Source organism: Halomonas sp. DP8Y7-1, assembly GCF_019801685.1.
Taxonomy (GTDB): domain Bacteria; phylum Pseudomonadota; class Gammaproteobacteria; order Pseudomonadales; family Halomonadaceae; genus Halomonas; species Halomonas litopenaei_A.
In genome coordinates this window covers 19,141-43,452 of record NZ_JAHVIN010000002.1, presented here as the reverse complement: position 1 = coordinate 43,452, position 24,312 = coordinate 19,141, and the positions used below count along the sequence as shown (strand labels likewise).

The 24,312-nt window shown below is 62.7% G+C and carries 23 protein-coding genes; 20 read left to right on the top strand and 3 right to left on the bottom strand.

Annotated features, from left to right (window positions below; translation table 11 throughout):
- Positions 1–25 precede the first annotated feature (25 nt).
- The 14 genes from cgtA (at position 26) to KUV41_RS00900 (ending at position 14,080) form a co-directional block, all read left to right on the top strand.
- Positions 26–1,216: an Obg family GTPase CgtA gene (gene cgtA, locus KUV41_RS00965; RefSeq protein ID WP_206944004.1), complete on the top strand. Its 1,191-nt coding sequence runs from the start codon at positions 26–28 to the stop codon at positions 1,214–1,216.
- 57 nt (positions 1,217–1,273) lie between these two features.
- Positions 1,274–2,413, top strand: coding sequence for a glutamate 5-kinase (gene proB, locus KUV41_RS00960; protein ID WP_206944003.1), 1,140 nt, complete (start codon positions 1,274–1,276; stop codon positions 2,411–2,413).
- Between the two features lie 256 nt (positions 2,414–2,669).
- Positions 2,670–2,936, top strand: coding sequence for a 30S ribosomal protein S20 (gene rpsT, locus KUV41_RS00955; protein WP_206944002.1), 267 nt, complete (start codon positions 2,670–2,672; stop codon positions 2,934–2,936).
- A gap of 333 nt (positions 2,937–3,269) precedes the next feature.
- Positions 3,270–4,793: a murein biosynthesis integral membrane protein MurJ gene (murJ, locus tag KUV41_RS00950; protein WP_206944236.1), complete on the top strand. Its 1,524-nt coding sequence runs from the start codon at positions 3,270–3,272 to the stop codon at positions 4,791–4,793.
- Between the two features lie 89 nt (positions 4,794–4,882).
- Entirely contained in the window at positions 4,883–5,935 is a 1,053-nt protein-coding gene (ribF, locus tag KUV41_RS00945; protein WP_222164067.1) for a bifunctional riboflavin kinase/FAD synthetase, read from the top strand.
- A gap of 10 nt (positions 5,936–5,945) precedes the next feature.
- The gene (ileS, locus tag KUV41_RS00940; protein ID WP_222483752.1) at positions 5,946–8,792 is read left to right on the top strand and encodes an isoleucine--tRNA ligase; all 2,847 of its coding nucleotides are present in this window, start codon (positions 5,946–5,948) and stop codon (positions 8,790–8,792) included.
- Between the two features lie 37 nt (positions 8,793–8,829).
- The gene (gene lspA / locus KUV41_RS00935) at positions 8,830–9,336 is read left to right on the top strand and encodes a signal peptidase II (protein WP_224852145.1); all 507 of its coding nucleotides are present in this window, start codon (positions 8,830–8,832) and stop codon (positions 9,334–9,336) included.
- 63 nt (positions 9,337–9,399) lie between these two features.
- Positions 9,400–9,846, top strand: coding sequence for an FKBP-type peptidyl-prolyl cis-trans isomerase (fkpB, locus tag KUV41_RS00930; RefSeq protein ID WP_206943994.1), 447 nt, complete (start codon positions 9,400–9,402; stop codon positions 9,844–9,846).
- Positions 9,847–9,972: 126 nt separating this feature from the next.
- Entirely contained in the window at positions 9,973–10,926 is a 954-nt protein-coding gene (ispH, locus tag KUV41_RS00925) for a 4-hydroxy-3-methylbut-2-enyl diphosphate reductase (RefSeq protein ID WP_222483745.1), read from the top strand.
- Between the two features lie 276 nt (positions 10,927–11,202).
- Positions 11,203–11,664, top strand: coding sequence for a type IV pilin protein (locus KUV41_RS00920; protein WP_222483743.1), 462 nt, complete (start codon positions 11,203–11,205; stop codon positions 11,662–11,664).
- Positions 11,651–12,163 (top strand): GspH/FimT family pseudopilin, encoded by a 513-nt coding sequence (locus KUV41_RS00915; RefSeq protein ID WP_222483887.1) that lies wholly within the window; start codon positions 11,651–11,653, stop codon positions 12,161–12,163. The genes KUV41_RS00920 and KUV41_RS00915 overlap by 14 nt, the downstream gene beginning before the upstream one ends.
- Positions 12,160–12,579 carry a type IV pilus modification protein PilV gene (gene pilV / locus KUV41_RS00910; protein ID WP_222483737.1) on the top strand — a complete coding sequence of 140 codons (420 nt, stop codon included), beginning with the start codon at positions 12,160–12,162 and terminating at the stop codon, positions 12,577–12,579. Before KUV41_RS00915 ends, pilV begins: the two co-directional genes overlap by 4 nt.
- Positions 12,576–13,058, top strand: a complete 483-nt coding sequence (locus tag KUV41_RS00905) for a PilW family protein (RefSeq protein WP_222483735.1) — start codon at positions 12,576–12,578, stop codon at positions 13,056–13,058. Before pilV ends, KUV41_RS00905 begins: the two co-directional genes overlap by 4 nt.
- Entirely contained in the window at positions 13,055–14,080 is a 1,026-nt protein-coding gene (locus tag KUV41_RS00900) for a PilX N-terminal domain-containing pilus assembly protein (protein WP_222483734.1), read from the top strand. The genes KUV41_RS00905 and KUV41_RS00900 overlap by 4 nt, the downstream gene beginning before the upstream one ends.
- Here KUV41_RS00900 and KUV41_RS00895 read toward each other — a convergent pair.
- Positions 14,077–14,616 carry a GspH/FimT family pseudopilin gene (locus KUV41_RS00895; RefSeq protein ID WP_222483733.1) on the bottom strand — a complete coding sequence of 180 codons (540 nt, stop codon included), beginning with the start codon at positions 14,614–14,616 and terminating at the stop codon, positions 14,077–14,079. The genes KUV41_RS00900 and KUV41_RS00895 overlap by 4 nt on opposite strands.
- 180 nt (positions 14,617–14,796) lie before the next feature.
- Between KUV41_RS00895 and thiO the strand changes: the two genes are divergently transcribed.
- Positions 14,797–15,894, top strand: coding sequence for a glycine oxidase ThiO (gene thiO, locus KUV41_RS00890; RefSeq protein ID WP_222483731.1), 1,098 nt, complete (start codon positions 14,797–14,799; stop codon positions 15,892–15,894).
- Positions 15,895–15,912: 18 nt separating this feature from the next.
- Here the strand turns inward: thiO and KUV41_RS00885 are convergent, their stop codons facing one another.
- Positions 15,913–16,179 (bottom strand): PP0621 family protein, encoded by a 267-nt coding sequence (locus KUV41_RS00885; RefSeq protein WP_222483729.1) that lies wholly within the window; start codon positions 16,177–16,179, stop codon positions 15,913–15,915.
- Between the two features lie 110 nt (positions 16,180–16,289).
- Between KUV41_RS00885 and KUV41_RS00880 the strand changes: the two genes are divergently transcribed.
- From KUV41_RS00880 to KUV41_RS00870, 3 genes are all read left to right on the top strand, one after another.
- Positions 16,290–17,921, top strand: a complete 1,632-nt coding sequence (locus KUV41_RS00880) for an NAD+ synthase (RefSeq protein ID WP_222164057.1) — start codon at positions 16,290–16,292, stop codon at positions 17,919–17,921.
- Positions 17,922–18,088: 167 nt separating this feature from the next.
- Positions 18,089–19,417, top strand: coding sequence for an ABC transporter substrate-binding protein (locus KUV41_RS00875; RefSeq protein WP_222483728.1), 1,329 nt, complete (start codon positions 18,089–18,091; stop codon positions 19,415–19,417).
- A gap of 104 nt (positions 19,418–19,521) precedes the next feature.
- Positions 19,522–21,285: a purine-cytosine permease family protein gene (locus KUV41_RS00870; protein ID WP_206943979.1), complete on the top strand. Its 1,764-nt coding sequence runs from the start codon at positions 19,522–19,524 to the stop codon at positions 21,283–21,285.
- Positions 21,286–21,441: 156 nt separating this feature from the next.
- Here the strand turns inward: KUV41_RS00870 and KUV41_RS00865 are convergent, their stop codons facing one another.
- The gene (locus KUV41_RS00865) at positions 21,442–22,260 is read right to left on the bottom strand and encodes an outer membrane protein assembly factor BamD (RefSeq protein ID WP_206943977.1); all 819 of its coding nucleotides are present in this window, start codon (positions 22,258–22,260) and stop codon (positions 21,442–21,444) included.
- Positions 22,261–22,433: 173 nt separating this feature from the next.
- On the opposite strand from KUV41_RS00865, the gene rluD reads away from it, so the two are divergent.
- Entirely contained in the window at positions 22,434–23,393 is a 960-nt protein-coding gene (gene rluD, locus KUV41_RS00860; RefSeq protein WP_222239137.1) for a 23S rRNA pseudouridine(1911/1915/1917) synthase RluD, read from the top strand.
- Complete coding sequence (gene pgeF / locus KUV41_RS00855) at positions 23,390–24,145, top strand: peptidoglycan editing factor PgeF (RefSeq protein WP_206943974.1); 756 nt, start codon at positions 23,390–23,392, stop codon at positions 24,143–24,145. Before rluD ends, pgeF begins: the two co-directional genes overlap by 4 nt.
- The last annotated feature ends 167 nt before the right edge of the window (positions 24,146–24,312 follow it).

Here is a 24,312-nt window from a genome sequence, read left to right as displayed (position 1 = left end):
AAAGCTTCCGCCAGGAGAGTGACAGATGCAGTTCGTCGATGAAGCCTCGATCATCGTGGAGGCGGGCAACGGGGGTAACGGTTGTCTCAGCTTCCGTCGTGAGAAGTACGTGCCCAAGGGCGGCCCGGATGGTGGAGATGGCGGTCATGGTGGGTGTGTTTACCTGATTGGTGACGACGCCCTCAATACGCTGATCGACTTCAAGTACCAGCGCTTCTACAAGGCGCAGAACGGGCAGCCCGGGCAAGGCCGTCAGATGAGTGGCAAGGCTGGCGAGGACCTCCACGTGAAGGTCCCGGTGGGAACCACCGTCATTGATGAAGATACCCTTGAGGTGATCGCTGACGTGACGGAGGTCGGCCAGGTCGTGCAGGTGGCCCAGGGTGGTCGTCGCGGGCTTGGTAACATCCACTTCAAGTCGTCTACCAATCGCGCGCCGCGTCGGACCACGCCTGGTACAGAGGGTGAGCGCCGCAACTTGCGCCTGGAAATGAAGGTGATGGCCGATGTCGGGCTGTTGGGGCTGCCCAATGCCGGCAAGTCGACGCTGATTCGCTCTGTCTCAGCGGCCAAGCCCAAAGTGGCCAACTACCCGTTTACCACCCTTGTGCCCAACCTTGGCGTGGTCAAGCTGGGGATGCACGAGCACTTTGTCATGGCGGACGTGCCCGGGCTGATTGAAGGTGCCTCCGACGGCGCCGGCCTGGGACTGCGCTTTCTCAAGCACCTGACCCGTACCCGGCTGCTCTTCCATGTGGTGGATGTGGCACCCTTTGACGAGTCTGATCCGGTGGATGCTGCGGCCGCCATCATGCATGAGCTTGGGCAGTTTTCACCGACGCTGGCGGAGCGTCCGCGCTGGCTGGTGCTCAACAAGCTGGATCTGCTGCCGGAAGACGAGCGTGAGTCGGTGGCGGCAGAGATCGTGCGTCGGCTTGACTGGCAGGGGCCGGTCTTCCGTATCTCGGCCATCTCCAATGATGGCACCGATGCGCTGGTGCAGGCGGCTCATCGCTGGTTGACCGAACAGCGCACCCTCGAGAACGAGGATGAAGAGGCCATGGAGCGCGAGCAGGACATGCGCCAGCGGATGGAAGATGAAGCCGTGGCGCGCACCGAGGCTCGTCTCGGGCGGCGTCGCAAGCACGTCGATGACGACGACGATGATGATCTGGACGACGATGATCACGACGTCGAGGTCGAATACGTTCAATAGGGCTGCCGGGCTGTCAGCAGCAGGCGCAGTCGGTGGCGTGAACAGGTCGAGGAAAGGATGCACAGCGTAGAGCAGGTTCCGGGGCGAGACGCCCTGAGCAGCGCGCGGCGGGTGGTGGTCAAGATCGGCAGCGCGCTGTTGACCAACGATGGCCGTGGCCTCGATGACGACGCCATTGGTGGCTGGGTGGACCAGATTGCCGCCCTGGCGTCCCGCGGGGTCGAAGTGGTCCTGGTGTCGTCGGGGGCGGTGGCCGCCGGCATGGTGCGCCTGGGGTGGGCATCTCGCCCGTCGTCAGTCCATCAGCTCCAGGCGGCGGCGGCCGTAGGGCAGAATGTGCTGACGGAAACCTATGAAAGCCACTTTGGCCGTCATGAGCTGCTCACCGCGCAGATCCTGCTGACCCACGATGACCTGTCCAATCGCAAGCGCTACCTGAATGCGCGGTCCGCCCTCAGGACGTTGGTCGACCTCAAGGTTGTCCCCGTGATCAACGAGAACGACACGGTGGTGACCGACGAAATTCGCTTCGGTGACAATGACACCCTGGGCGCGTTGGTGGCGAACTTGCTGGAGGCGGACGCGCTGGTGATCCTGACCGACCAGGAAGGCCTGTTCGATGCGGACCCCCGCCATGACCCGGATGCCAACCTGATTCAGGAAGGCCGCGCCGATGATCCACGGCTTTCAGCGGTGGCCGGCGGCGGCGGTGCGCTTGGGCGCGGGGGCATGACGACCAAGGTGCGCGCCGCCAGGCTGGCTGCCCGCTCGGGCGCGGTCACGGTCATCGCCAGCGGTCGCCAGCCGCGGGTGCTGGAGCGTCTCGCGGATGGCGAGCGTCTGGGTACGCTGCTGACTCCCGATCGTGCTCCCATGGCCGCTCGCAAGCGCTGGCTCGCCGGTCAGCTGCAGGTGCGTGGTACCTTGACGCTGGACAGCGGGGCAGTGCGCGTCCTGCGCGACAAGGGGTCGTCGTTGCTGCCTGTGGGCGTGAAGGGCGTTCAAGGCAGGTTTGCCCGCGGTGACATGGTGCTTTGTGTAGATGAGCAGGGTGAGCGTGTTGCCAAGGGGTTGATCAATTACCACGTGGATGACGCGAGCAAGATCCTTGGGCAGCCCAGCGGACGCATCTGCGAGCTACTGGGCTACATGGAGGCGCCCGAGTTGATTCACCGCGACAACCTGGTGGTGTTTTGACAAGGCCACATCCTGTACCCGCCTTGTCAGGAGCGTCTGGCAACACGTGCCGAAAAGCTGGCACCCCGGGGCTTGACATGATAGGATGCGCCATCCTCTCAGACACGGCCCGTAACGATTGCCTTGCAACATAGGTTGCGATGGCGGTCGGCCAGATGGCCAGGCCGACGGGGATTTTTTATTTTCCCCTGTTGGATCAAAATGTTATCAAGTCATCGTATGACGGTGACGACAACTTTCTCCAAGGAGACAGTCAGTGGCTAACAGCAAGCAAGCCCGTAAGCGCGCCCGTCAGGCAGAAACTCGTCGTGTCCTGAAGGCAGGCCAGCGCAGCATGGTCCGCACTTACGTCAAGCGCGTGATCAAGGCAATCAACTCTGGCGATCACGCCCAGGCAATGGACGCCTTCAAGGCAGCCCAGCCGGTCATCGACCGCATTGCCGACAAGGACACGCTGTCCAAGAAGAAGGCCGCTCGTATCAAGAGCCGTCTGAACAAGCGCATTAAGGCACTGGCTGCGTAAGCCGGTACTGCGCTCTCGGTGTGACGCGGCGAGCCCGGGTCATGCTGACGAAAAACCGGCTTCGGCCGGTTTTTTTGTGTCTGCTGATTGGCTCTGGCCACCACCGCCAGGGTGGCTTCCATGACGATGGTCCTGCAACGATGGTCCCGACACAAAGGGTCCTGCGATAAAGGGTGAGATGACGTGAGTGACGAGCGTCGACAGCCACAGGCGAGCAATGATCGCCCTGAGCACGAGGCGAGCGATCTGAGCCGCTCGCTGGAACAAGGCAGTGGAACTCCTGCTGGCGCGGCGGAGGATGGCGCTGCGCGCCCCCCCGCGCGACGTGGCTTGATGCGCTCTGGCCTGGTGGTCAGCAGCATGACCATGGTGTCGAGAGTGTTGGGGTTGGTGCGTGACGTGGTGATTGCCACGTTGCTGGGGGCTGGGCAAGGTGCTGACGCCTTCTTCGTGGCGTTCAAGATCCCCAACTTCATGCGCCGGCTGTTTGCCGAGGGCGCCTTCAATCAGGCCTTCGTGCCTGTGCTGTCCGAGTATTCGACCACCCGCACCCGCGATGAGGTGCGTGAGCTGCTCAACGCCGTGTGTGGCAGCCTGGCTGCGGTGCTGGCACTGATCACCGCGCTGGCGATCGTGGCGGCGCCCTGGCTGACCTGGCTGTTTGCCCCCGGCTTTGCTCGCGACCCCGAAAAACTGGCGCTGACGGCTGATATGCTCAGGCTGACCTTTCCCTATCTGCTGTTGATTTCGCTGACCGCATTCGCGGGCAGTGTGCTCAACACCTGGAATCGGTTTGCCGTGCCCGCCTTCACCCCGGTGCTGCTCAACCTGTCACTGATCGGAGCTGCCCTGCTGCTGACTCCCTTGATGAGCGAGCCGTCCATGGCGCTGGCCTGGGGCGTGCTGATTGCGGGTGCGGCGCAGCTATTGTTCCAGGTGCCTTTTCTGGTCCGCCTGGGGCTTATGCCACGGCCCTGGCCAAACTTCGCCCATGAAGGCGTGCGCCGCATCCTCAAGCTGATGGCACCCGCGCTGTTCGGCGTATCGGTATCCCAGATCAACCTGCTGCTGGATACCATCCTGGCGTCGTTGCTGGCGGCCGGCAGTGTATCCTGGCTGTACTACTCGGACCGCTTGGTGGAGCTGCCGCTGGGCGTCTTTGGCGTCGCCATCGGGACGGTCATCTTGCCTGCCCTGTCACGGCGTCATGCGGAAGCGTCCACCGAGCATTTCAGTCAGATGCTGGACTGGGCGCTGCGTGCTGTCCTGCTGCTCGGGCTGCCGGCGGCGCTGGCGCTAGCGCTGCTGGCCGAGCCGCTGCTGATCACGCTCTTCCACTATGGCGCCATGACCGACAATGACATCGTGATGGCGGCGATGAGCCTGCGTGCCTATGCCCTTGGGCTGGTGGCGTTCATGCTGATCAAGGTGCTGGCGCCGGGCTTCTTTGCCCGCCATGACACCAAGACGCCGGTCAAGGTAGGGATTGTCGCCATGGTGGCCAACATGGTCTTCAACCTGATCCTGATCTGGCCTCTGGCCCACGCTGGCCTGGCCTTGGCGACCGCGCTGTCGGCCTTCCTGAACGCCGGCATGCTGGCGTGGCTGCTGCGTCGTCAAGGAGTGCTGAACTTTCAGCCTGGCTGGGGGCGTTTTGGGGTGCAGCTGGGGGGCGGCTGCGTCGCCATGGCGGGCGTGCTGATACTGCTGGCGCCTGACTGGCACCAGTGGCTGACCTGGTCGCTTGTCGCGCGGGCGCTGTGGATGCTTGGGCTGGTGGCCGCTGGCGGGGCGACCTATTTTGCCTGGCTTGGGATCACCGGTGTGCGCGTCAGGCACTTCCGGCTCAAGGGCTAGCCCATGGACGTGCAATGGGTCAGCGGGAAGACGTGGCCCCCTGCACTTCGTTATACTCGTCACCCTTTAGGTTCGGTGTGATCCGGCTCATGGAAGTAATCCGAGGCTTGCACAATCTGCGCGAGAGGCACAGAGGCACGGTCGCCACCATCGGCAACTTCGATGGGGTCCACCTGGGTCATCGTGCCATTCTCGACCAGTGTCACGCTGAGGCGGCCAGGCGCGACCTCGCGGTCACTGCGGTGGTGTTCGAACCCCAGCCCAGGGAGTATTTTGCCGGTGACCAGGCGCCACCGCGGCTGACGCGCTTGCGTGACAAGGTAAAGTTGCTGGGCGAGTGCGGTGTTGATCGGGTGCTGTGTCTGCCGTTCAACGAATCGCTGCGCCAGCTGACGGCAGCGCAGTTCATCGACCGGGTACTGGTCGAGGGCCTGGATGTTCAGCATCTGGTGGTGGGAGACGATTTCCGCTTTGGCTGCGACCGCCGTGGGGATTTCGCCCTGTTGACCGAAGCAGGGAAATGTCAGGGGTTCACGGTAGAACATACCCTGACCTTCCGTGTCGATGATGACAGGGTGTCGAGCACGCGGGTGCGAACCCTGCTGGCCTGCGGCAATTTCAAGGCAGCGGCTCAACTGCTTGGGCGGGCTTACTGCTTTCGCGGGCGGGTGGTGCCTGACCAGCAGCGTGGCCGCACCATCGGTGTCCCGACGGCTAACCTTCCGTTGCTGCCAGGACCGCTGGTGCTGCGAGGTGTCTATGCGGCCATGGTGGAGGTGGAAGGCGATAGCGGCACGCGCTATCCGGCCGTGGTGAACATTGGCTGGCGCCCCACGGTGGGGTCGGTACGCCCTGTGCTCGAGGCACACCTGCTGGACGTTGAGCGTGATCTCTACGGTCGACGGCTGACAGTAGTGCCCTGTGCCAAGCTGCGGGGGGAGGAGACCTTTGCCGACTTTGCCGCGCTGAAGACACAGATCTATGCCGATATCGACCGGGCCCGCGAGGTGTTTGCCCGGTACGACAGCGGTAGACGACCCTTTTTTGAAGAGTATCCTCTGGCGTCGGCGCCCCGTGCGCGCGAGGCCGTAACCCAGGATTCCCCGGCGGGGCAGGGCCCCGCCGATCATGATGACGGCTGACCCCAGGACTATGAGCGACTACAAGCACACTCTGAATCTGCCAGAAACCGAATTCCCGATGCGCGGCATGCTGCCCAAGCGCGAGCCGGCCCGGATTGAACAGTGGCAGAAGCTGGACATTTACCAGCGCTTGCGTGAAGCACGCCAGGGCCAGGAGGTGTTCGTGCTGCACGACGGCCCTCCCTACGCCAATGGCAGCATTCACATCGGTCATGCCGTCAACAAGATTCTCAAGGACATTATCGTCAAGTCGAAGAACTTGGCGGGCTTCGATGCACCCTACGTGCCGGGCTGGGATTGTCACGGCCTGCCCATCGAGCACAAGGTCGAGACAACCCACGGCAAGCACCTGGAGCCCGAAAAGGCGCGGGCCCTGTGTCGTGACTACGCCGCCGAGCAGGTCCAGGGCCAGCTTCAGGACTTCGTGCGTCTGGGCGTGGTGGGCGACTGGGACAACCCGTATCGCTCCATGGATTACGCCAATGAGGGCGGTGAGATTCGCGCGCTGGCCGATATGGTCAAGGGCGGCTACGTGTTCAAGGGACTCAAGCCGGTCAACTGGTGCTTCGATTGCGGTTCTGCCCTGGCCGAAGCCGAGGTCGAGTACGCCGACAAGAAGTCCGATGCCATCGATGTGGCCTTCACCTGTGCCGATGCGGACAAGCTCGCCGCCGCGTTCGGCCTGGACAGCCTGACGAAGCCTGCCGCCGTGGTGATCTGGACCACGACGCCCTGGACCATTCCGGCCAACCAGGCGCTCAACGTCCATCCCGAATTCAACTATGCGCTGGTCGACACGGGCGAGCGCCTGCTGCTGTTGGCCGAGGACCTGGTCGAGAGCTGCCTGGAACGCTTCGGCCTCAGCGGTGACGTGGTCGCTACCGCTCGCGGTGAGCGCCTGGAGCTGATCGAGTTCCAGCACCCGCTGTATGAGCGCACCGCGCCGATGTATCTGGCCGACTACGTGACCTGCGATGAAGGCAGCACCGGCATCGTTCACTCGGCACCGGTGCACGGGGTCGATGACTTCGACTCCTGCCGTCGCTACGGCATGGACTTCAGCGACTTCATCAGCGTGGTCAAGGGCGACGGTTGCTATGTCGATGATCTGCCCCTGTTCGGTGGCATGCTGATCTGGAAGGCCAATCCGAAGATCGTCGAGGCCCTGTCCGAGACAGGTGCGTTGATGGCCCACAAGACCATCACTCACAGCTACATGCACTGCTGGCGCCACAAGACGCCGGTCATCTACCGTGCCACCGCCCAGTGGTTCGTCGGTATGGACATTCCGGGGCACGATGGCCGCACCCTGCGCGAGAGTGCACTTGAGGGCATCGAAGCGACCCAGTTCGTGCCGGCCTGGGGCAAGGCTCGCCTGCATAGCATGATCGCCAACCGCCCGGACTGGTGTATCTCCCGCCAGCGTAACTGGGGGGTTCCGATCCCGTTCTTCCTGCACAAGGAGACCGGCGAGCTGCACCCGCGCACGGTAGAGTTGACCGAGCAAGTGGCAGACCTGGTTGATAAGGCCGGCATCGACGCCTGGTTCAGCCTTGATCCGGCAGAGCTGCTTGGCGACGAGGCCGGTCAGTATGACAAGGTCACCGACACGCTGGATGTGTGGTTCGACTCTGGCACTACCCATCGCCATGTACTGCGTGGCTCGCACCCCCATGGGCACCAGAGCGGGCCGCGAGCGGACCTCTACCTGGAGGGCTCCGACCAGCATCGTGGCTGGTTCCACTCATCGCTGTTGACCGGCTGCGCCATCGATGGTCATCCACCTTATCGCGGTCTCCTGACCCACGGCTTCACCGTTGACGCGCAAGGCCGCAAGATGTCCAAGTCCATGGGCAATGTGGTGGCTCCGCAGGAGGTGATGGACAAGCTGGGGGCCGACATCCTCCGCCTGTGGGTGGCGTCTACCGACTACTCAGGCGAGATGGCGGTGTCGGACGAGATCTTGAAGCGCACCGCCGACGTCTACCGGCGCATTCGTAATACCGCACGCTTCCTGCTGGCCAACCTCAACGGTTTCAACCCCGAGCGCGATGCGCTGGCCTTCGATGACATGCTGGCATTGGACCAGTGGGTGGTGGACCGCGCGGCCCAGCTGCAGGAGCGCATCGAGACGGCCTATGCCGAGTATCGCTTCCTCGACGTCTATCAGCAGGTGCATGGTTTCTGTGCGCGGGAGCTGGGTGGCTTCTACCTGGATGTGATCAAGGATCGCCAGTACACCACCCAGGCGGACTCCCAGGCCCGTCGCAGCGCCCAGACCGCGCTGTATCACGTGGTTCAGGCGCTGGTGCGCTGGGTCGCGCCGATCCTGTCGTTCACCGCCGAGGAAATCTTCGAGAATATTCCTGGTGAGCAAGGTCTGGAGCAGGGCCGCAGCGTACTGCTGGAGACCTACTACACCGGTCTGTCCACCCTCAGTGGCGACGCCAGCATGGGCCGTGACTTCTGGGAGCAGGTGCTGACCGTCAAGCAAGCGGTCAACAAGTGCCTGGAAGACGCCCGTAACGCCAAGACCATCAAGGGCAGCCTGGCCGCCGAGGTGACGCTGTACGTCAGCGATGAACTGAGCGAGCTACTGTCGCGGCTGGGCGATGAGCTGCGCTTTGTCATGCTCACCAGCGACGTGCGCCTGGCGCCGCTGGCCGAGGCCAGCGATGCCGCGGATACCGATGTCGAAGGTCTCAAGGTGGCGGTGAGTGCCAGTGACCACGCCAAGTGTGAGCGCTGCTGGCATCATCGTCCTGAGGTAGGCTCGCTGCCCGAGCACCCCGACCTGTGTTCGCGCTGTGTCAGCAACCTGCCCGATGGCTCGGGCGAGGTGCGTTACTATGCCTGATCCTGCCGAGTCGACTGCCAAGGAGGCAAAGGACGCGATGAGTTCTCAGGTGCAACCGATGAAGCAGCCGCTGCGCTGGTGGTGGCTGGCGTTGGTCTGGATCGTGCTCGACCTTGGAACCAAGGCGCTGATGAGCCAGTCCCTGAGCTACGCCACGCCGGTAGAAGTGCTTCCGTTCTTCAACCTGACGTTGCTGCACAACACTGGTGCCGCCTTCAGCTTCCTGGCTGACCACCCAGGCTGGCAGCGCTGGCTGTTTGCCGCCATTGCAGTGGCGGCCACCGTCGGCCTGACCATCTGGATGAAGCGGCTGCGCCAGGATGAAAAGCTGCTGGGAGCTTGCCTGGCGCTGATCATCGGGGGCGCCCTGGGCAACCTTTACGATCGGCTGGTGCATGGCTACGTGGTCGACTTTCTGTCGTTCCATGTGGCGGGCTGGTACTACCCGGCCTTCAACGTGGCCGATATCGGTATTACCCTGGGGGCCATCGGCCTGATCTGGGAGTCCATCTTCGGCGAACGTCGACGCGCCCGGCGCGGCTAACCCCTCCTTTGCCGACGGGGGCGTTACCGACCCCCGCCGGCCTGTCACTCTTTTGGAGATCCCATGAGCGACTACCGTATCGACGAGGGCATGGAAGTCACTCTGCACTTCACCCTCAAGCTGGAAGATGGCACCGTGGTGGACAGCACCCGCGACAAGAGTCCGGCTACCTTTCAGCTGGGCGACGGCAACCTGCCACCCGGTTTCGAGCAACCGCTGAAGGGCATGACAGATGGCGACAGCGGCAGCTTCGAGGTCAGCCCCGAGCATGCCTTTGGCCAGCACAATCCGCAGAATATTCAGCGTATGAAGCGCGATGTGTTCAACGGCGATGAGCCCGAAGTGGGCACCGTGATGTCGTTTGCCGACGTCAATGGTGACGAGCTTCCCGGTGTCATCACCGAGCTGGATGGAGACATGGTGGAAGTGGACTTCAACCATCCGCTGGCAGGACGCACCCTGACCTTTGAGGTCGAGGTACTGGGCGTCAAACCCGCCACGACGCACTGACAGGCCTGCGTCTCTGGGTGTGTCAGGCGAGGCCCAACGGGTGATAGCCTGATCCACCAGCAGTTTATTCATTTGCTAAACCACCGCTTAATCAGACGCCTAGAAGGCGCCAAGGCAAGGCAGACCATGCAAATCAAGTTGGCCAACCCCCGCGGCTTCTGTGCCGGCGTCGACCGGGCCATCGATATCGTCAACAGCGCGCTGGATGTGTTCGGACCGCCGATCTATGTGCGTCATGAAGTGGTCCACAACCGCTTTGTGGTCGATAGCCTGCGTGAGCGCGGCGCGGTCTTCGTCGAAGAGCTGCATGAAGTGCCCGATGATGTCATCGTGATCTTTTCCGCCCACGGTGTATCGCGAGCGGTGCAAGAGGAAGCCGAGCAGCGCGGGTTGAAGGTGTTTGATGCCACCTGCCCATTGGTGACCAAGGTGCATATGGAGGTGCTTCGCTATGCCCGCCGTGGGCAAGAGTGCATCTTGATCGGCCACGAGGGCCACCCTGAAGTGGAAGGGACCATGGGACGTTATGATGTTTCCTATGGTGGCCAGATCTACCTCGTGGAGGATGAGGATGACGTCGCTCGGCTGGAGGTCAAGGATCCCAGTCGGCTCGCCTTCGTCACCCAGACGACCCTCTCCATGGATGACACCGCTCGCGTGATTGACGCCTTGCGTGCGACCTTCCCCGAGATTCAAGGCCCGCGCAAGGACGATATCTGCTACGCCACCCAGAATCGTCAGGATGCGGTGAGGGAACTGGCCGCGGCAACAGATCTGGTGTTGGTGGTGGGCAGCCCGAACAGCTCCAATTCCAATCGACTGCGGGAGCTTTCCGAGCGTGTGGGCACCGCCGCCTACCTTATCGACAATGCCCAGCAAATTGATCCGGCGTGGGTCGACGGCGTGACTTCCGTCGGCGTTACGGCCGGGGCCAGTGCCCCCGAAGTGCTGGTCAAGGGTGTGATCGACCGGCTGATCGAACTGGGAGCCGAAGCGCCCGAGGAACTGGCAGGGCGTGAAGAAACGATTACCTTCTCGATGCCCCGAGAGCTGCGTGACCGGGTTATCGTCAGCGACTAGTCTTCGAGCAAGACCCCTTGCGAGCGTTGAGCTTCACGCCGACAAGAATGCGTCGATAAGAAAGCACCGATGTAAAAGCGCCGCCTGTCACAGGGCGGCGTTTTTGCATCCAAGGCTCGGGATGACCAGGTTTCTGTGCCTATTCGTTGCTCTGTGACAGATCCTTGATCCAGCGCCTGCCTTTGGCCGTCCCACTGGGACATACTTGGGGCGAAAACGAGCCGGAGATGCCTGATGATGGTAAGACTGCAGCCGCCAGCCAGGCGCGGTGCATGCATGGGTGATCGCCAAAGGTGCACAGCAGGTAGCCGCCGTTGCGCTGGCTCCCGGCCTTCGTCAGGACGGCAGACGGCAGCAGGGGGGCTGCGAGGCCAGGCGGGCTTTACGCTGCTGGAATTGCTGCTGTGTGTCGCCATCCTGGGCCTGTTGGCATCGGTGGCATATCCGATGTACACCGAACACCTGCGGGAGAGCCGGGTCGCCGATGGCCGCGCGCTGCTGTTGACCGCGGCCTCTTCATTGGAGCGCTGCTACACCCGTGACCAGGCGTATGATGCGCCCGCCTGCGATGGCCTCGCCACGCCCTCGGCGTCAGGTTTCTATCTGCTGACCGTGGAGCGTTATCCGGGTCGCTTCTTTCTTGAGGCCCGGGCGGTGGATGCCCACTCGGTCAAGGGCGGATGCGACAGCCTGACCATGGACCAGACCGGGGAGCGTGCACCGAATGAGTGCTGGTAGTCGCCGCCAGCGAGGGATGACCTTGATGGAGCTGGTCCTGGGCTTGGCGGTGGTCGCGCTGATGGCGACAGTGGCGGTGCCCAATCTGCACCAGTGGTTGCGGCATGAGCGTCTGGTCGCCGATGCCAACCAGCTGGTGGGCGCCTTGACCCTGGCACGGACGACGGCCCTGACTCGCCGTCAGAATGTGACAGTACGAGTGCAGGAATGCAGCGGTCACTGGCGACTGGAGGTGCTGGCAGGCAACAGCGCTGCTGAGGGCTGTCCCGTGTCCGCCAGTCACGGCGAACAAGCGCTGATGATCGAGCAAAGCTCACGTACCGATGGCACGACCCTGACCGCCGGTGACGTCACCTTTGACCTCATGGGGCGGCTTGACCAGTGTCACTTCGAGCCACCATGCCGGCTGTGGCTGAGCTCGCCTGCAGGCGAGCGCCGCTGGATCCGCGTGGAGCCCAGCGGCATCGTACGCTCGGGGTCGGGAGAGGGGGCCGTATGATCACGCCAGCGAGGCAGCGTGGCTTTTCCCTGCTTGAGGCACTGGTGGCCCTGCTGCTGCTGTCAGTTGGCTTGCTGGGTATTGCAGGGCTGCAGCTGCGCAGCCTCCAGGGGGCGCACTCCAGCATTCAGCGGTCCCTCGCCGACCTGGCCGCCCAGGATGCCAGGGAGTTGCTGTGGGCGAGCATGACGGCGCTAGACGGCGAGTGTCCTCCCGATGCTGCGCAAAGCCTTCGCTCACATCAGTGGCACCAGCATTGGGCGCCCTTTCTACCGGGGCTTGCCGACGCCGATCAGTCGATCGAGCCTGCCGAAGACTGCGCCTTCAAGATATCGATTCGCTGGCAGGACGAACGCTTCTCCGATCCCAGCGTGTTCGAGTACTGGGTCAAGTTGCCGGCCAGGGACCCCGCATGAGCGGGCTGGGGCGCGGGCACCTCGCTATCCGCTTGGGCGCGCAGCGTGGCGTGTCACTGGTCGAGCTGATGGTGGCCATGCTGGTGGGGAGCCTGGTCATCCTTGCCGCGGGGAACCTGTTTCATGAGGCCAACGTCAGCGCCAATACGGTCTTACGACTCGCCGATCGTCAGGCAGTGATCAGCTATGCGTTGGATACCGTGACCGCCGCGGTGCGGCGCGGGGCGGCTGACGTAGACAGCTACGTGCTCAGGCCTTCGCTCGATGGCGAAGGCTGCACCCTGCACGATGCGCTGAGTGGTGAGCCCTTGGTCGATGGCCTGGCCGATAGCGGTCACTGTGACCAGGATCCCGTGCTGGAGTCGCTTGGTGAGGGGCTCTATCGCATCACGCTGAGCCTGCCTCACAGTCCCGTGCCCTTGTCGTTGCACGTGGTAAATCGCCAGACCGCCATGGCGTCGCTGGAGGGCTCGCCATGAACAGATGTTCGATGTGTGACAGACAGCGTGGGGCGGTGCTTCTGGTGGTGCTGTCGCTAGTGGCCATCGCCTCGGTAATTGCCATTGCAGCGGTCCAGTCCTCCGTGGTCGACGAACGTCTTGCGGGCAATATGCGAGCCATGGCTCAAGCACAGATGGCCGCCGACTGGGGCGCTGCCGAGGTGATGCAAGATATCGATATGCCCCTGTCTGCCACCGAGGAAACCTGCCAGGTGTTGGAGCAGCAGGTGATGGCAGGAGGGTGGGGGCCCTCCTGGCGAGAGGCGGGTACCCTGCCGAATCAGCCAGGCGTTGGCTACCGGTGGTCCCCTTGCGATCATGAGGGAAGTGCGGCTCGTCTTGTCGTGGGCTACGTCGAGGATGGGTCTCATCATTTGGCATTGCACGGTGTCATTATTGCCGCATCGAAAGGGGACGGTGGCGCAAGTCCCGCTCCCGCGCTCCCGGATGGCTGTGACACCGTGTCGGCGGGGCCCTTCGTCAACTATGGTCCGAACGATGTGCAGATGTGCTGGAACACTGCGCCGTCGCCAGGGCAGCCCGCTCCGTCGCTCGATCCGAGACCCTACATGGATGAAGTGTTCGCGGCCTTTGAGGGGGTGCCGTTTGATGCGAGTGGCTGTGCGTATCAGAATCACACCGTGCTGTGTGATAGCGACAGGGGCTTTGACGGCACCATGGACCTGTCCGCCCATGCTGATCTGGATACGGTGATCGTGGATGGAGCGGTGACCATGACGCTGCCTTCCGGCAGCTATGGCTGTGATGTGGTGGCGACGGGGCAGGTCACGCTGAATGGTCAGGGTGGCGTTATCCTGGACGGCAGCGTCTGGGCGAACGGTATTTCCATTCACGGTGATGTAGACAATGCGACGTTCGAGGTGCAAGGGGCGTTGGTGTCGGCGGGGACCGTGATTGTCGATCACAACGTGAGGGTAGAGCCGGAGCTCGGTGGTGGTGATAGTGCCGATGGTGCCCTGTGGCTGGATCGATCCGCCTAGCCTTCGAGGCAGGGCGTCGTTGTGGAGTGAGTCTCGCTGCGCAGGCGCCCGAAATTGCTGAGTACCAGGCGCACATGACGCCGGTCGTTTGTGCACAGCTCAAAGGTCCCGTTGTGCCCGCTGGCCCGTCCATTGGCCAAGAACCTGACGGGCTTGTGGTCCTCGCGAAAGCGAATGCGCGGCAGCAGGCTTGGAGGGAACACTCGCAGTGTGGCGCCACCCCAGCTCGGAGCTCCTGCCTTGATCAACAGCTTTCCTGTCCAGTCAGTACCGCAGTGTACGCCATCAGCACTAGGACACAGGGTGACCTGGGAGGCACGCACAATCGCGGTACTGCGGGTCAGCGCCAGGGCGTCCTGTAGCCGCGCAACGTCGCTGGCGATATGCTGGCGAGCGATCATCGCGCGATAGCCCGGCACGGCCACCGCGCTCAGCATGCCGATAATGCTGATGACCAGCAGCAATTCCAGCAGGGTCGCACCCGACTGAGGTCTTTGGAGACAAGGACGCTGCGCAGCAGATCGGTCGTCGTCCATGGCAATCTCCCTTCGCTGCCGCCTATGCTGGCGAAATGAACGGGCAGGCCTCCGTCGCGCCCGGCGTCATGCCCCTGGGGCGATGACACAGGTGATGATGGCGTTGAAGCGGTGCTGGTCGTGCGGGTGTTGTTCCGAGTGTAGTTCTCGATAGTGGGGTAGACAGGTGGGAGGCGTGTTTTGAGCGAGTTTGTGGTGATCGGCGGTGGCGTGATTGGGCTGATGACGGCCCTGCAGTTGGCAGATGCTGGCCACAGCATCACGGTAATCGACCGCGGGCAATGTGGAAGAGAAGCCTCCTGGGCGGGAGGAGGGATCGTCTCGCCGCTGTACCCATGGCGCTATAGCGACCCTGTTTCCCAGTTGGCGAGCTGGTCCGAGGGCGCCTATCCCGAGCTGTCGCTGCGCCTGCTCGAAGAGACAGGGGTAGATCCAGAATACCGGCAGAAGGGGCTTCTCTACCTGCGTGTCGAAGATGAAACACGCGCCTTGGCGTGGGCCAGGGGAGTCGGCAAGCCGCTGTCTCGGGTAGGGGCGGAGGTGATTCGCGCCAAGGAGCCTCAGGTGCGTCAGGATGTCGAGGACGCTCTGTGGATGCCAACGCTGGGCAGTATTCGCAACCCGCGCTTGATGCGTTCGCTCAAGACGAGGCTTTCAAGCATGCCTGGCGTGACCTTTGCCGAGCAGACGTCGGTCACAGGGCTCAACCGGCAGGGCCAGCGCGTCACCTCGGTAGCCACGGACCAGGGAGACGTCGGCGCTGACCAGGTAGTGATCTGTGCGGGTGCATGGTCCGCCCAGCTGGCCAAGCTGGCGGATCTCAGCCTGCCGGTGCGGCCGGTCAAGGGGCAGATGCTGCTGTTCAAGGCACCGCCTGGAATGGTGGAGCGGGTGGTGTTGATGGACGGGCGCTACGTGATTCCCCGGGGTGATGGTCGCGTGCTGGCAGGCTCGACGCTGGAGGAAGCCGGGTTCGACAAGGGAATCGATGAGCAGGCCCGGCAATCATTGTGGCAGTCTGCCACCGGGATCATCCCTGCGCTGGCAAGCTGTGAGGTAGAACACCAGTGGGCGGGGCTGCGCCCGGGGTCGCCTGATGGGGTGCCCTTCATCGGCAGAGCCCCCGGCTGGGATAACCTGCACGTCAATGCCGGGCATTATCGTAATGGCCTGGTGCTGGCTCCGGCGTCTACGCGGCTGCTGGTCGACCAGATGCTGGGACGCCGGCCCATTATCGAGCCCTCCGCCTATGCCCTGGAAGGCCGGCTGGAGCAATGACAGGCTGGCCCCCGAGGCCTAGTCGTCGCTGCCCTTGTCCTCGTGCTCTGCCAGGGACTTGTCACGATGTTCGCCACAGCAGAACCACTGTCCCTGCGCACGCAGGGCGTCCTGTTCCGGCAGATGCACGTTGCACCAGCTGCAGCGGACCATTTTTCCGCCCTGCTGTGTGCTCGGGCCGTGGTCTTGTTGCTCGAGCTTCCATTCGCGGTACATGCGATACAGCTTGAGTCCGGCGAAAAACACCACGGCAAAGATCAGCAGACGGATAATCAATAGGTTCATCCTTACTCCCGGTGGGGAGGCGGCCCTCGATGAGCGGCGGCCTTTGCCACTTGGCGGCCCTTGCGGGACAATGGGTTGACCCTATCGATTTTCGAGAGATTTCTTCGCTCATGCAAGACCTGACTCTGGTGATGGCGCAGCTCGATCCCCTGGTGGGCGACATCCCCGGCAATGCCGACCGGGCGATCGAGACCGTGCGGGAGGCCTACCTCGAGCACGGCGCTGACGTGGTTGTTCTGCCGGAACTTTTTCTGACCGGCTATCCCCCCGAAGACCTCTTGCTGCGCCCCTCCATGGAGACGCGATTGCGTGAGGCTCGTGCACGCATGGCCGCCAAGATGGTGCGCGACGTGATGGTCATCGTTGGCTATCCCGGACGTCGCGAAGGCGCGCTCTACAATATGGCGGGCGTCCTCTACAACGGACAGTGGCTGGATGAATATGCCAAGCAGGCGCTGCCCAACTACCAGGTCTTCGACGAGCAGCGCTACTTTACTGCCGGTGCGAGCCCCTTGGTGATCGAGCATAAAGGGGCGAAGCTGGGTGTCCTGATCTGTGAGGACATCTGGCAGGAAGCGCCGATCCAGGCGACTCGTGCTGCCGGTGCTGACATCCTGGTGACGTTGAATGCTTCACCCTATCACCAGAACAAGCCTGCGGAGCGCCTGGCACTGCTCGAGCAGCGCGCACGTGATGCGGGACTGCCGCTGGTGTACGTCAACCAGATCGGCGGCCAGGATGAGCTGGTGTTTGACGGTGGCTCTTGCTGCGTCGATGCCGATGGCAGCCTCGCCGTCCAGGCTCCCCACTGGGACATCTGGCTGAGCCCTGTTCATTTTTCTCACGAAAAGGGTCGCTGGTCACCGCGTCAGGGGGAGTTAGACCTCGACGTGGCGCCAGAAGAAGACCTTTACAGTGCGCTGGTCACCGGGCTGAGAGACTACGTCAACAAGAGCGGTTTCCAGGGGGTGGTACTGGGCCTCTCCGGTGGTATCGATTCGGCGCTGTCGTTGGCCATCGCGGTTGATGCACTGGGGCCTCAGCGGGTGCACGCGGTGATGATGCCGTATCACTACACCGCCGATATCTCCAAGGAAGATGCCGCCGAACAGGCCCGTCTTCTCGGCGTCAGCTACGAGGTCATGCCCATCGCGCCCATGGTCGAAGCCTTCATGGACACTCTGGCCGAGAGCTTCGAAGGGACCGAGCGGGATACCACCGAGGAAAACCTGCAGTCCCGCTGTCGCGGCGTGCTGTTGATGGCACTGTCGAACAAGAAGGGACTGATGGTCCTGACGACCGGCAACAAGAGTGAAATGGCGGTGGGTTACGCCACTCTCTATGGCGACATGGTGGGGGGCTACAACGCGATCAAGGATGTCTACAAGACGTGGGTGTATCGCCTGGCACGCTGGCGCAACACCGAAAACCTGGTCATCCCCGAGCGCGTGATCGATCGTCCGCCCTCCGCTGAGCTGGCGCCGGACCAGCAGGACAGTGACTCGCTGCCTGACTACGACACCCTGGATGCCATTCTGGTGCGCTATATCGAGGGTGACATGAGTGCCGAAGCCATCATCGCGGCAGGGTACAGTGCCGAGGATGTGTACAAGGTGGTCAAGCTGGTGGACCGCTGTGAGTACAAGCGCCGACAGGCACCGGTCGGTGTACGCGTGACCCAGCGCGGATTTGGCCGCGACCGCCGCTATCCCATTGTCAACGGCTGGCAACCTGGCAGCTGATCCTTCTTCCCTCTAGTCGTTACCCGCACGCCCTGCGACGGTCGCTTCGGACCATTGCAGGGCGTTGTTGATTGTGTGCATAGCTGCACAGTTACGGAGTGTGTATCCGGCGGAGCCTGCTAAGTTTGCTTAATAGGTGTTTGTTAAAGGCAACTTTAGGAGGTGTCATGTTGCTCAGAACCGTGTTGGTAACAGGCAGCCTGACATGCGTGTTAAGCACGGGGCCGGCGCTCGCTGAATCGTCGCCGGTCAGTGCCTTGACCATCGCCACGGTGGGCAACCGTGACATGGTCCGCATGCAACAGCTCAGTGAAGGCTTTACCGCCGCGAATCCAGATATCGAGTTGCAGTGGGTGGCGCTGGATGAAAACACTCTGCGTCAGCATGTGACGACGGATATCGCCACTGCGGGGGGGCGCTTTGACATCGTGACCATCGGTACCTACGAGGCAGCGATCTGGGCCGAGCGAGGGTGGCTGCTTCCCCTTGACGACCTGCCAGCCAGCTACCAGGTGGATGATCTACTGCCCACAGTGCGTGAAGCGCTGTCGTTCCAGGGGCAGCTATATGCTGCTCCGTTCTATGCGGAGTCGGCATTTACCCTGTATCGCGAGGATCTTTTCGCCGAAGCCGGGTTGAGCATGGTCGAGTCACCGAGCTGGGAGTTCATCGCCCGGGCTGCCGCTGCGTTGCATGACCCTGATGAGCACTACGGCATATGCCTCAGGGGCAAGCCGGGCTGGGGCGAAAACATGGCGCTGTTGACGGCGATGGCGAACGCCTATGGTGGCCGCTGGTTCGACATGCAGTGGGTCCCGCAGTTGGCGACGGCCGCCTGGCGTGACGCCCTGGACCAATACCTATCGTTGTTGTGGGAGTATGGCCCACCGAATCCGGAGCAACTGGGCTTCAATGACAACCTGGCGCTGTTTCAGCAGGGCAAGTGCGCGATCTGGGTGGATGCTACGGTCGCGGCGTCCGCCGTCACCAACCCACGAGAGTCAATGGTGGCCGATCGGGTGGGGTTTGCATTGGCGCCACAGCAGGGGATGGGCAAGCGAGCCAACTGGCTGTGGGCATGGGCGCTAGCGATACCGTCGAGCTCCACTAGTAGCGACGCGGCAAAGCGTTTCATCGCCTGGGCCACCTCGGCAGACTTCCAACGTCAGGTCGCCGATGATGAAGGGTGGGCTCAGGTCCCTCCCGGTACTCGCCGCTCCCTCTATGCCAATCCCCACTATCAGGCCGCAGCGCCATACAGTGACATGGTGCTGGAATCGCTGACAGCCGCAGATCCTGGGAACCCGACGGTGGAGCCAGTGCCGTATCGTGGCATCCAGTACGTGGCGATTGCTGCCTTTCCTGGTATCGCCACGGCGGTAGGCAATCGCTTCGCGAAGGCGCTGGCAGGCGAGATAACGGTCGATGAGGCGCTGGAAAACGCGCAGTGGGTAACCCAGAAGGTGGCCGAGCAGGCCCGCTTTGCCGATCAATAATGCATCGGCTGTGGACGTCATTTGCCGGCGTGAAGCTAGCGCCAGGCCGCCCACTGCCTCGTGATACCAGGCGTAGTGTCCTGCGCCGGGACAAGGAGATTGCCATGGCTTCATCCGGGTTCAACCCCCATCAGCCGCTGGAGCGCATCGACGATGAGCAGCTGCCGGTGTCGCCTCACAAGCAGCATGGTGCCAGACACTTTCTCGGGCTCTATGCGGCGGAACACGTCGCTGCGACGGAGTTCGTGATAGGTGCCACCTTTGTCGGCCTGGGGGCGGGAATATGGGACATCCTGATCGGCTTGATCATCGGCAATACGTTGGCGGTGTTGAGCTTCACGCTGATTACGGCCCCGATCGCGGTAGGCACGCGATTGAGCCTGTTTGCCTATCTGGAGCGGATCGCCGGTAATGTCATGGCCAAGCTCTACAATGGCGCCAATGTGGTGATCTTCTCGGCCATCTCGGCGGCCATGATCACGGTGTCAGCGACCGCAGTACGCGTGCTGTTCGATGTGCCTCCGCAAGTGGCTCCCTACCCTACGGACGTGGCTTTTGTGCTGATTGCCTTTGCCGTAGGGGCGATCGTGGTGCTGGTGGCAGCGTTTGGCTTCAACGCGCTAAGCGAGTTTGCCAGTATCTGTGCCCCCTGGTTGATGGTCATGTTTACCGCCGGGGGCATGGTGCTGATTCCAGCGCTGGCGGAGTCGGTGACGGGCTTCACGACACTCACCAGTGTCTCTGATTTCATTGCCATTGCCAGTGCCAGCGTGTTCACCGGCGTCAACGCTGAAGGCGAGCCAGGTATCGGTCTCTGGGAGGTCATCGGTTTTGCATGGGCGGCCAATACCTTTGCGCACTTCGGACTGATCGATATGGCGCTTCTGCGTTATGCACGCAAGGTGCGCTACGGTCTGGCCACCTGTACAGGCATGATGTTTGGTCACTACGTTGCCTGGATCTCGGCCGGGCTCATGGGGGCGGCGACCGCGGCTACCATGAAGCTCAGCATCATGGTGGTGGACCCCGGCGATGTGGCTTTCTATGCGCTCGGACTTTCCGGTTTCGTCATCGTGGTCGTGGCAGGATGGACGACCGCCAATTCGAACTTGTACCGAGCAGGCCTGGCAGCTCAAGCCTTGATGCCTGAAGTCAAGCGCTGGAAAGTGACCATGCTGGTAGGCTTAGGCGTCATGGGGGCGAGCTGTTTCCCGTTCGTCTACCGCAGCATGCTGCCCTTGCTGACCTATGCGGGCCTGATACTGGTGCCCGTAGGCGGGATTGCCTTTGCCGAGTACCAGCTGTTCCCGCGGCTTGGCATGACGTCATACTGGGCCAGCTTCAAGGGGCTGGCAGACAATCGTCCAGCCATTGCCAGTTGGCTTCTTTCGCTGGCCTTTGGTGTGGGACTGAACGTGCTGGATATCATGCCGTTCTACTATCTGTTTCTCCCTACCTGGTGTGTCTCCATCCTGATCTATGTCGTTCTCGCGCGGCGGGCAGGGGCCTGTGAGGCCTATCCAGAGCAGCAGCGCGCGCTGGAAGACTTCCATCAGCGGGTGGCTGAACGCCATGAACGCAAGGCGGCGGAGAAGCATCGCCAGAGGATCGAGGACAAGACCTGGCTGTCCAAGGGCATTGTCGTCATCTGGTGCGGGGTAGGTTTGATCGTGCCCGCCGTCTTGGCCTGGCGAGTCATGTTCGATAGCCCGGATCTCTACGAATACTACGTGAATCGCGAGCTGTTCTACGACGTGACCATCTGGTGCACGCTGGTGTATTTCACGTTCGCCTACTGGGGCCTTCAACGGCGCAAGCGGTTCAAGCGTGGTGGCGTCGCGGCCCACACACCAGAGGCCGCCGGGTAGCGGTCGGTCACGATAGCGGCGCTGTTCCGTAGAGGGTGCTCTGGCCAGAAGAGGGCGCTGGCCAGAGGCTGCGCTGTGACCGCAAGACGTCACCATCAAGAAAAGGGGCTGCGTCAGCAGCCCCTTTTTCCATCGTAATCCGCGCTTGTATCGTGATCAGGCGCTGAGCGGTGCTTCGTCCACGTACTTGGGTTCGAAGCGGCGACCATCGAGGCGCTCGTTGTCGGGGTCGTTCTCAAGCAGTACCTGCAGAGTCTCGCTGGCGCGATCGCGCATACCCATTCCCAGGTAGCCTTCGACCATGACCGCCAGGGCGTCACGGGTCGCTTCTGCCTGGGGGTAGTTCTCGATGACCCAGCGGCCGCGCTGGACTGCCGCCATGTAGGCCTTCTTGCGCAGATAGAAGTCGGCCACGTGGAGCTCGTGCTGGGCCAGCAGGTTACGCAAATAGATGATGCGTTGACGAGCATCGGGTGCGTACTGGCTGTCGGGGTAGCGGTTGGTCAGGTCAGTGAAATCGGTATAGGCATCTCGGGTGGCCCCAAGGTCACGCTCGGAGATGTCGATGACTTTCAGCGACTCAAGACTGAAGCGACCTGCCTGCCAGGCGGCCAGGCCTCGCATGTAGTAGGCATAGTCGACCTGGGGGTGATTGGGGTGCAGACGAATGAAGCGACTGGCGGCGGCACGAGTGCCCTCCCAATCGTCCGTTTCGTAGTACGTGTAGATCAGCTCAAGCTGGGCCTGCTCGGCATAGTCTCCGAAGGGGAAGCGGGTATCGATCGCCTCCAGGCGGTTCATGGCGGTGGTGAAACTGCCATTTTCCAACGCCTCGCGGCCCTCCTGATAGAGCTGGCGCTCGGTAGCGCCGTCGTAGCGCTCTTCTTCGACGTCGTTGCTGGCGCAGCCGCCGAGCACCGCGCCCATCAACACCAGGGCGCCCAGGCGAGTAGCGGAAATAGTGAAAACGCGCATCTTGGTCCTCGTGTCAAACAACCCGGGTCGGCCGTGGTAGAATCGGCCGCGATCCGCCCACTATAAAGCACCTTGTCCTGAAACGCAGTCCTCCTGCACTTCGGAACACGCTTTGGGCGCAGGCGAACCACTGGTTCCATTGACTTTCATGCCAAGAGACGTCGTCCGCACCTATGTCCCAGACCCTCGATGTTCACCACCGCATTCCCCTTGAGATGGCAGGCTTTCGCCTCGACCAGGCCGCGGCTGAGCTGTTCTCCGACTTTTCCCGGGAGCGCCTCAAGGGCTGGATCAAGGATGGCTCCTTGACCCTGGATGGCGCGACTGCCAGGCCAAAGGATAAGGTGCACGGCGGCGAAAGACTGTCGTTGACGGCGCATATCGCCGACGATACGCGCTTTGAGGCCGAAGACATCCCACTGGATGTGGTCTACGAGGACGATGATGTACTGGTGGTCAACAAGCCGCCGGGACTGGTGGTTCATCCGGCTGCGGGGAACCCTGACGGCACCCTGCTGAACGCACTGCTGCATCACTTTCCTGATGCCGCGACATTGCCCCGGGCGGGTATCGTGCATCGCCTCGACAAGGACACCAGCGGATTGATGGTGGTGGCCAAGACCCTGGCCGCCCACGCGGACCTGGTGGCGCAGCTGCAGGCCCGCACGGTATCGCGGGAGTACGACGCCATCGTGGTGGGCAAGATGACCTCCGGAGGAACGGTTGATGCCCCGATCGGACGTCATCCCAAGGATCGTAAGCGCCAGGCGGTCACCGCATCGGGCAAGCCGGCGGTGACCCACTATCGGGTCGTCGAGCGCTTCCGCGCCCACAGTCATGTGCGCTGCAAGCTGGAGACCGGCCGTACCCACCAGATTCGGGTGCATATGGCCCACCGGCGCTTTCCGCTGATCGGTGATCCGGTTTACGGTGGTCGACTCAAGCTGCCACCGGGGGCGGGCCAGACATTGAAGGAAATTCTGCGTGAGTTTCCTCGCCAGGCATTGCACGCTCGCCGCTTGGCCTTTGTGCATCCGCGTCATGGCGAGGAGGTCAGTTTCCACGCCGCGCTGCCGGATGACTTGCTGATGCTGCTGGATTATCTGCGCGTTGATGCGGAGACCATGCAATGACAGACGCCCTTGATCTTCGCCCCAGCGTTATCCTGCCAGACTGGCCGGCACCGGCGAATGTGGGCGCCTTTGTCACCACTCGCGAGAGTGGGCCCAGCCAGGGCCCCTATGCCGCTTTCAACACCGCCAGTCATGTAGGCGACAAGCCGGAGCACGTCAGTCTCTGCCGACGCCAGCTGGGCAAGGAAATTGGCGATGAGCGGCCCCTGCTGTGGCTGGACCAGGTCCATGGCGCCAGTGTGCAGCACGGTTGGTGCGATGAGACGCCCAAGGCCGATGCGGCGGTGGCGACGACTCGGGACTATGCCTGTGTGGTAATGACGGCCGACTGCCTGCCGGTCTTTTTCTGCGACCGGAGTGGCGAGCGCGTCGCGGTCGCCCACGCCGGCTGGCGCAGCCTGGCAGGCGGCGTGCTGGAAGCTACTGTCGCCTCGCTGGGGAGCCCCGCCGGCGAACTGCTGGCTTGGCTGGGACCTGCCATCTCGAACGCCCAGTTCGAGGTGGGTCCTGAAGTACGGGAGGCGTTCTGTGGTGTGCACCCTGAAGCCTCCAGTGCGTTTGAGCCCAGCCCGTATCGACTGGGTCACTACATGGCGGATCTTTACCGGCTGGCGAGGTTGCGACTGGAGCGCCTGGGTGTGGCTCACGTCAGTGGCGGGCACTTCTGCACTGCCTGTGAATCCCGTTTCTACTCTCACCGCCGCGATGACGGCGTGACGGGGCGCATGGCCAGCGTCATCTGGCTGCGATAGCCGCAGCGCTATGGTCTCGTCCTACGCCATCGGCGACGGGCGGTGGCGTAGGATCTCCCTTTGGTCCTGTGGACGATGCGCTGCGGCCCGATGAAGGCGACGCTGCCTGCCAGGTTGTGACGCAGGTAGTGCTGTTGGCCGCCGTGCGCTGCTTTGCTTGCTGTCCG

Excerpts from the sequence above, each read along its gene's own strand:
- pgeF (WP_206943974.1), top strand. The coding sequence starts at position 23,390 with ATGACAGACGCCCTTGATCTTCGCCCCAGCGTTATCCTGCCAGACTGG.
- cgtA (WP_206944004.1), top strand. The coding sequence starts at position 26 with ATGCAGTTCGTCGATGAAGCCTCGATCATCGTGGAGGCGGGCAACGGG.
- KUV41_RS00880 (WP_222164057.1), top strand. The coding sequence starts at position 16,290 with ATGCAAGACCTGACTCTGGTGATGGCGCAGCTCGATCCCCTGGTGGGC.
- fkpB (WP_206943994.1), top strand. The coding sequence starts at position 9,400 with ATGAGCGACTACCGTATCGACGAGGGCATGGAAGTCACTCTGCACTTC.
- KUV41_RS00900 (WP_222483734.1), top strand. The coding sequence starts at position 13,055 with ATGAACAGATGTTCGATGTGTGACAGACAGCGTGGGGCGGTGCTTCTG.
- rluD (WP_222239137.1), top strand. The coding sequence starts at position 22,434 with ATGTCCCAGACCCTCGATGTTCACCACCGCATTCCCCTTGAGATGGCA.
- KUV41_RS00875 (WP_222483728.1), top strand. The coding sequence starts at position 18,089 with ATGTTGCTCAGAACCGTGTTGGTAACAGGCAGCCTGACATGCGTGTTA.
- proB (WP_206944003.1), top strand. The coding sequence starts at position 1,274 with ATGCACAGCGTAGAGCAGGTTCCGGGGCGAGACGCCCTGAGCAGCGCG.
- murJ (WP_206944236.1), top strand. The coding sequence starts at position 3,270 with ATGCGCTCTGGCCTGGTGGTCAGCAGCATGACCATGGTGTCGAGAGTG.
- KUV41_RS00885 (WP_222483729.1), bottom strand. The coding sequence starts at position 16,179 with ATGAACCTATTGATTATCCGTCTGCTGATCTTTGCCGTGGTGTTTTTC.
- KUV41_RS00915 (WP_222483887.1), top strand. The coding sequence starts at position 11,651 with ATGAGTGCTGGTAGTCGCCGCCAGCGAGGGATGACCTTGATGGAGCTG.
- ribF (WP_222164067.1), top strand. The coding sequence starts at position 4,883 with ATGGAAGTAATCCGAGGCTTGCACAATCTGCGCGAGAGGCACAGAGGC.
- KUV41_RS00920 (WP_222483743.1), top strand. The coding sequence starts at position 11,203 with ATGGGTGATCGCCAAAGGTGCACAGCAGGTAGCCGCCGTTGCGCTGGC.
- lspA (WP_224852145.1), top strand. The coding sequence starts at position 8,830 with ATGAGTTCTCAGGTGCAACCGATGAAGCAGCCGCTGCGCTGGTGGTGG.
- pilV (WP_222483737.1), top strand. The coding sequence starts at position 12,160 with ATGATCACGCCAGCGAGGCAGCGTGGCTTTTCCCTGCTTGAGGCACTG.
- ispH (WP_222483745.1), top strand. The coding sequence starts at position 9,973 with ATGCAAATCAAGTTGGCCAACCCCCGCGGCTTCTGTGCCGGCGTCGAC.
- KUV41_RS00895 (WP_222483733.1), bottom strand. The coding sequence starts at position 14,616 with ATGGACGACGACCGATCTGCTGCGCAGCGTCCTTGTCTCCAAAGACCT.
- KUV41_RS00865 (WP_206943977.1), bottom strand. The coding sequence starts at position 22,260 with ATGCGCGTTTTCACTATTTCCGCTACTCGCCTGGGCGCCCTGGTGTTG.
- KUV41_RS00905 (WP_222483735.1), top strand. The coding sequence starts at position 12,576 with ATGAGCGGGCTGGGGCGCGGGCACCTCGCTATCCGCTTGGGCGCGCAG.
- KUV41_RS00870 (WP_206943979.1), top strand. The coding sequence starts at position 19,522 with ATGGCTTCATCCGGGTTCAACCCCCATCAGCCGCTGGAGCGCATCGAC.
- ileS (WP_222483752.1), top strand. The coding sequence starts at position 5,946 with ATGAGCGACTACAAGCACACTCTGAATCTGCCAGAAACCGAATTCCCG.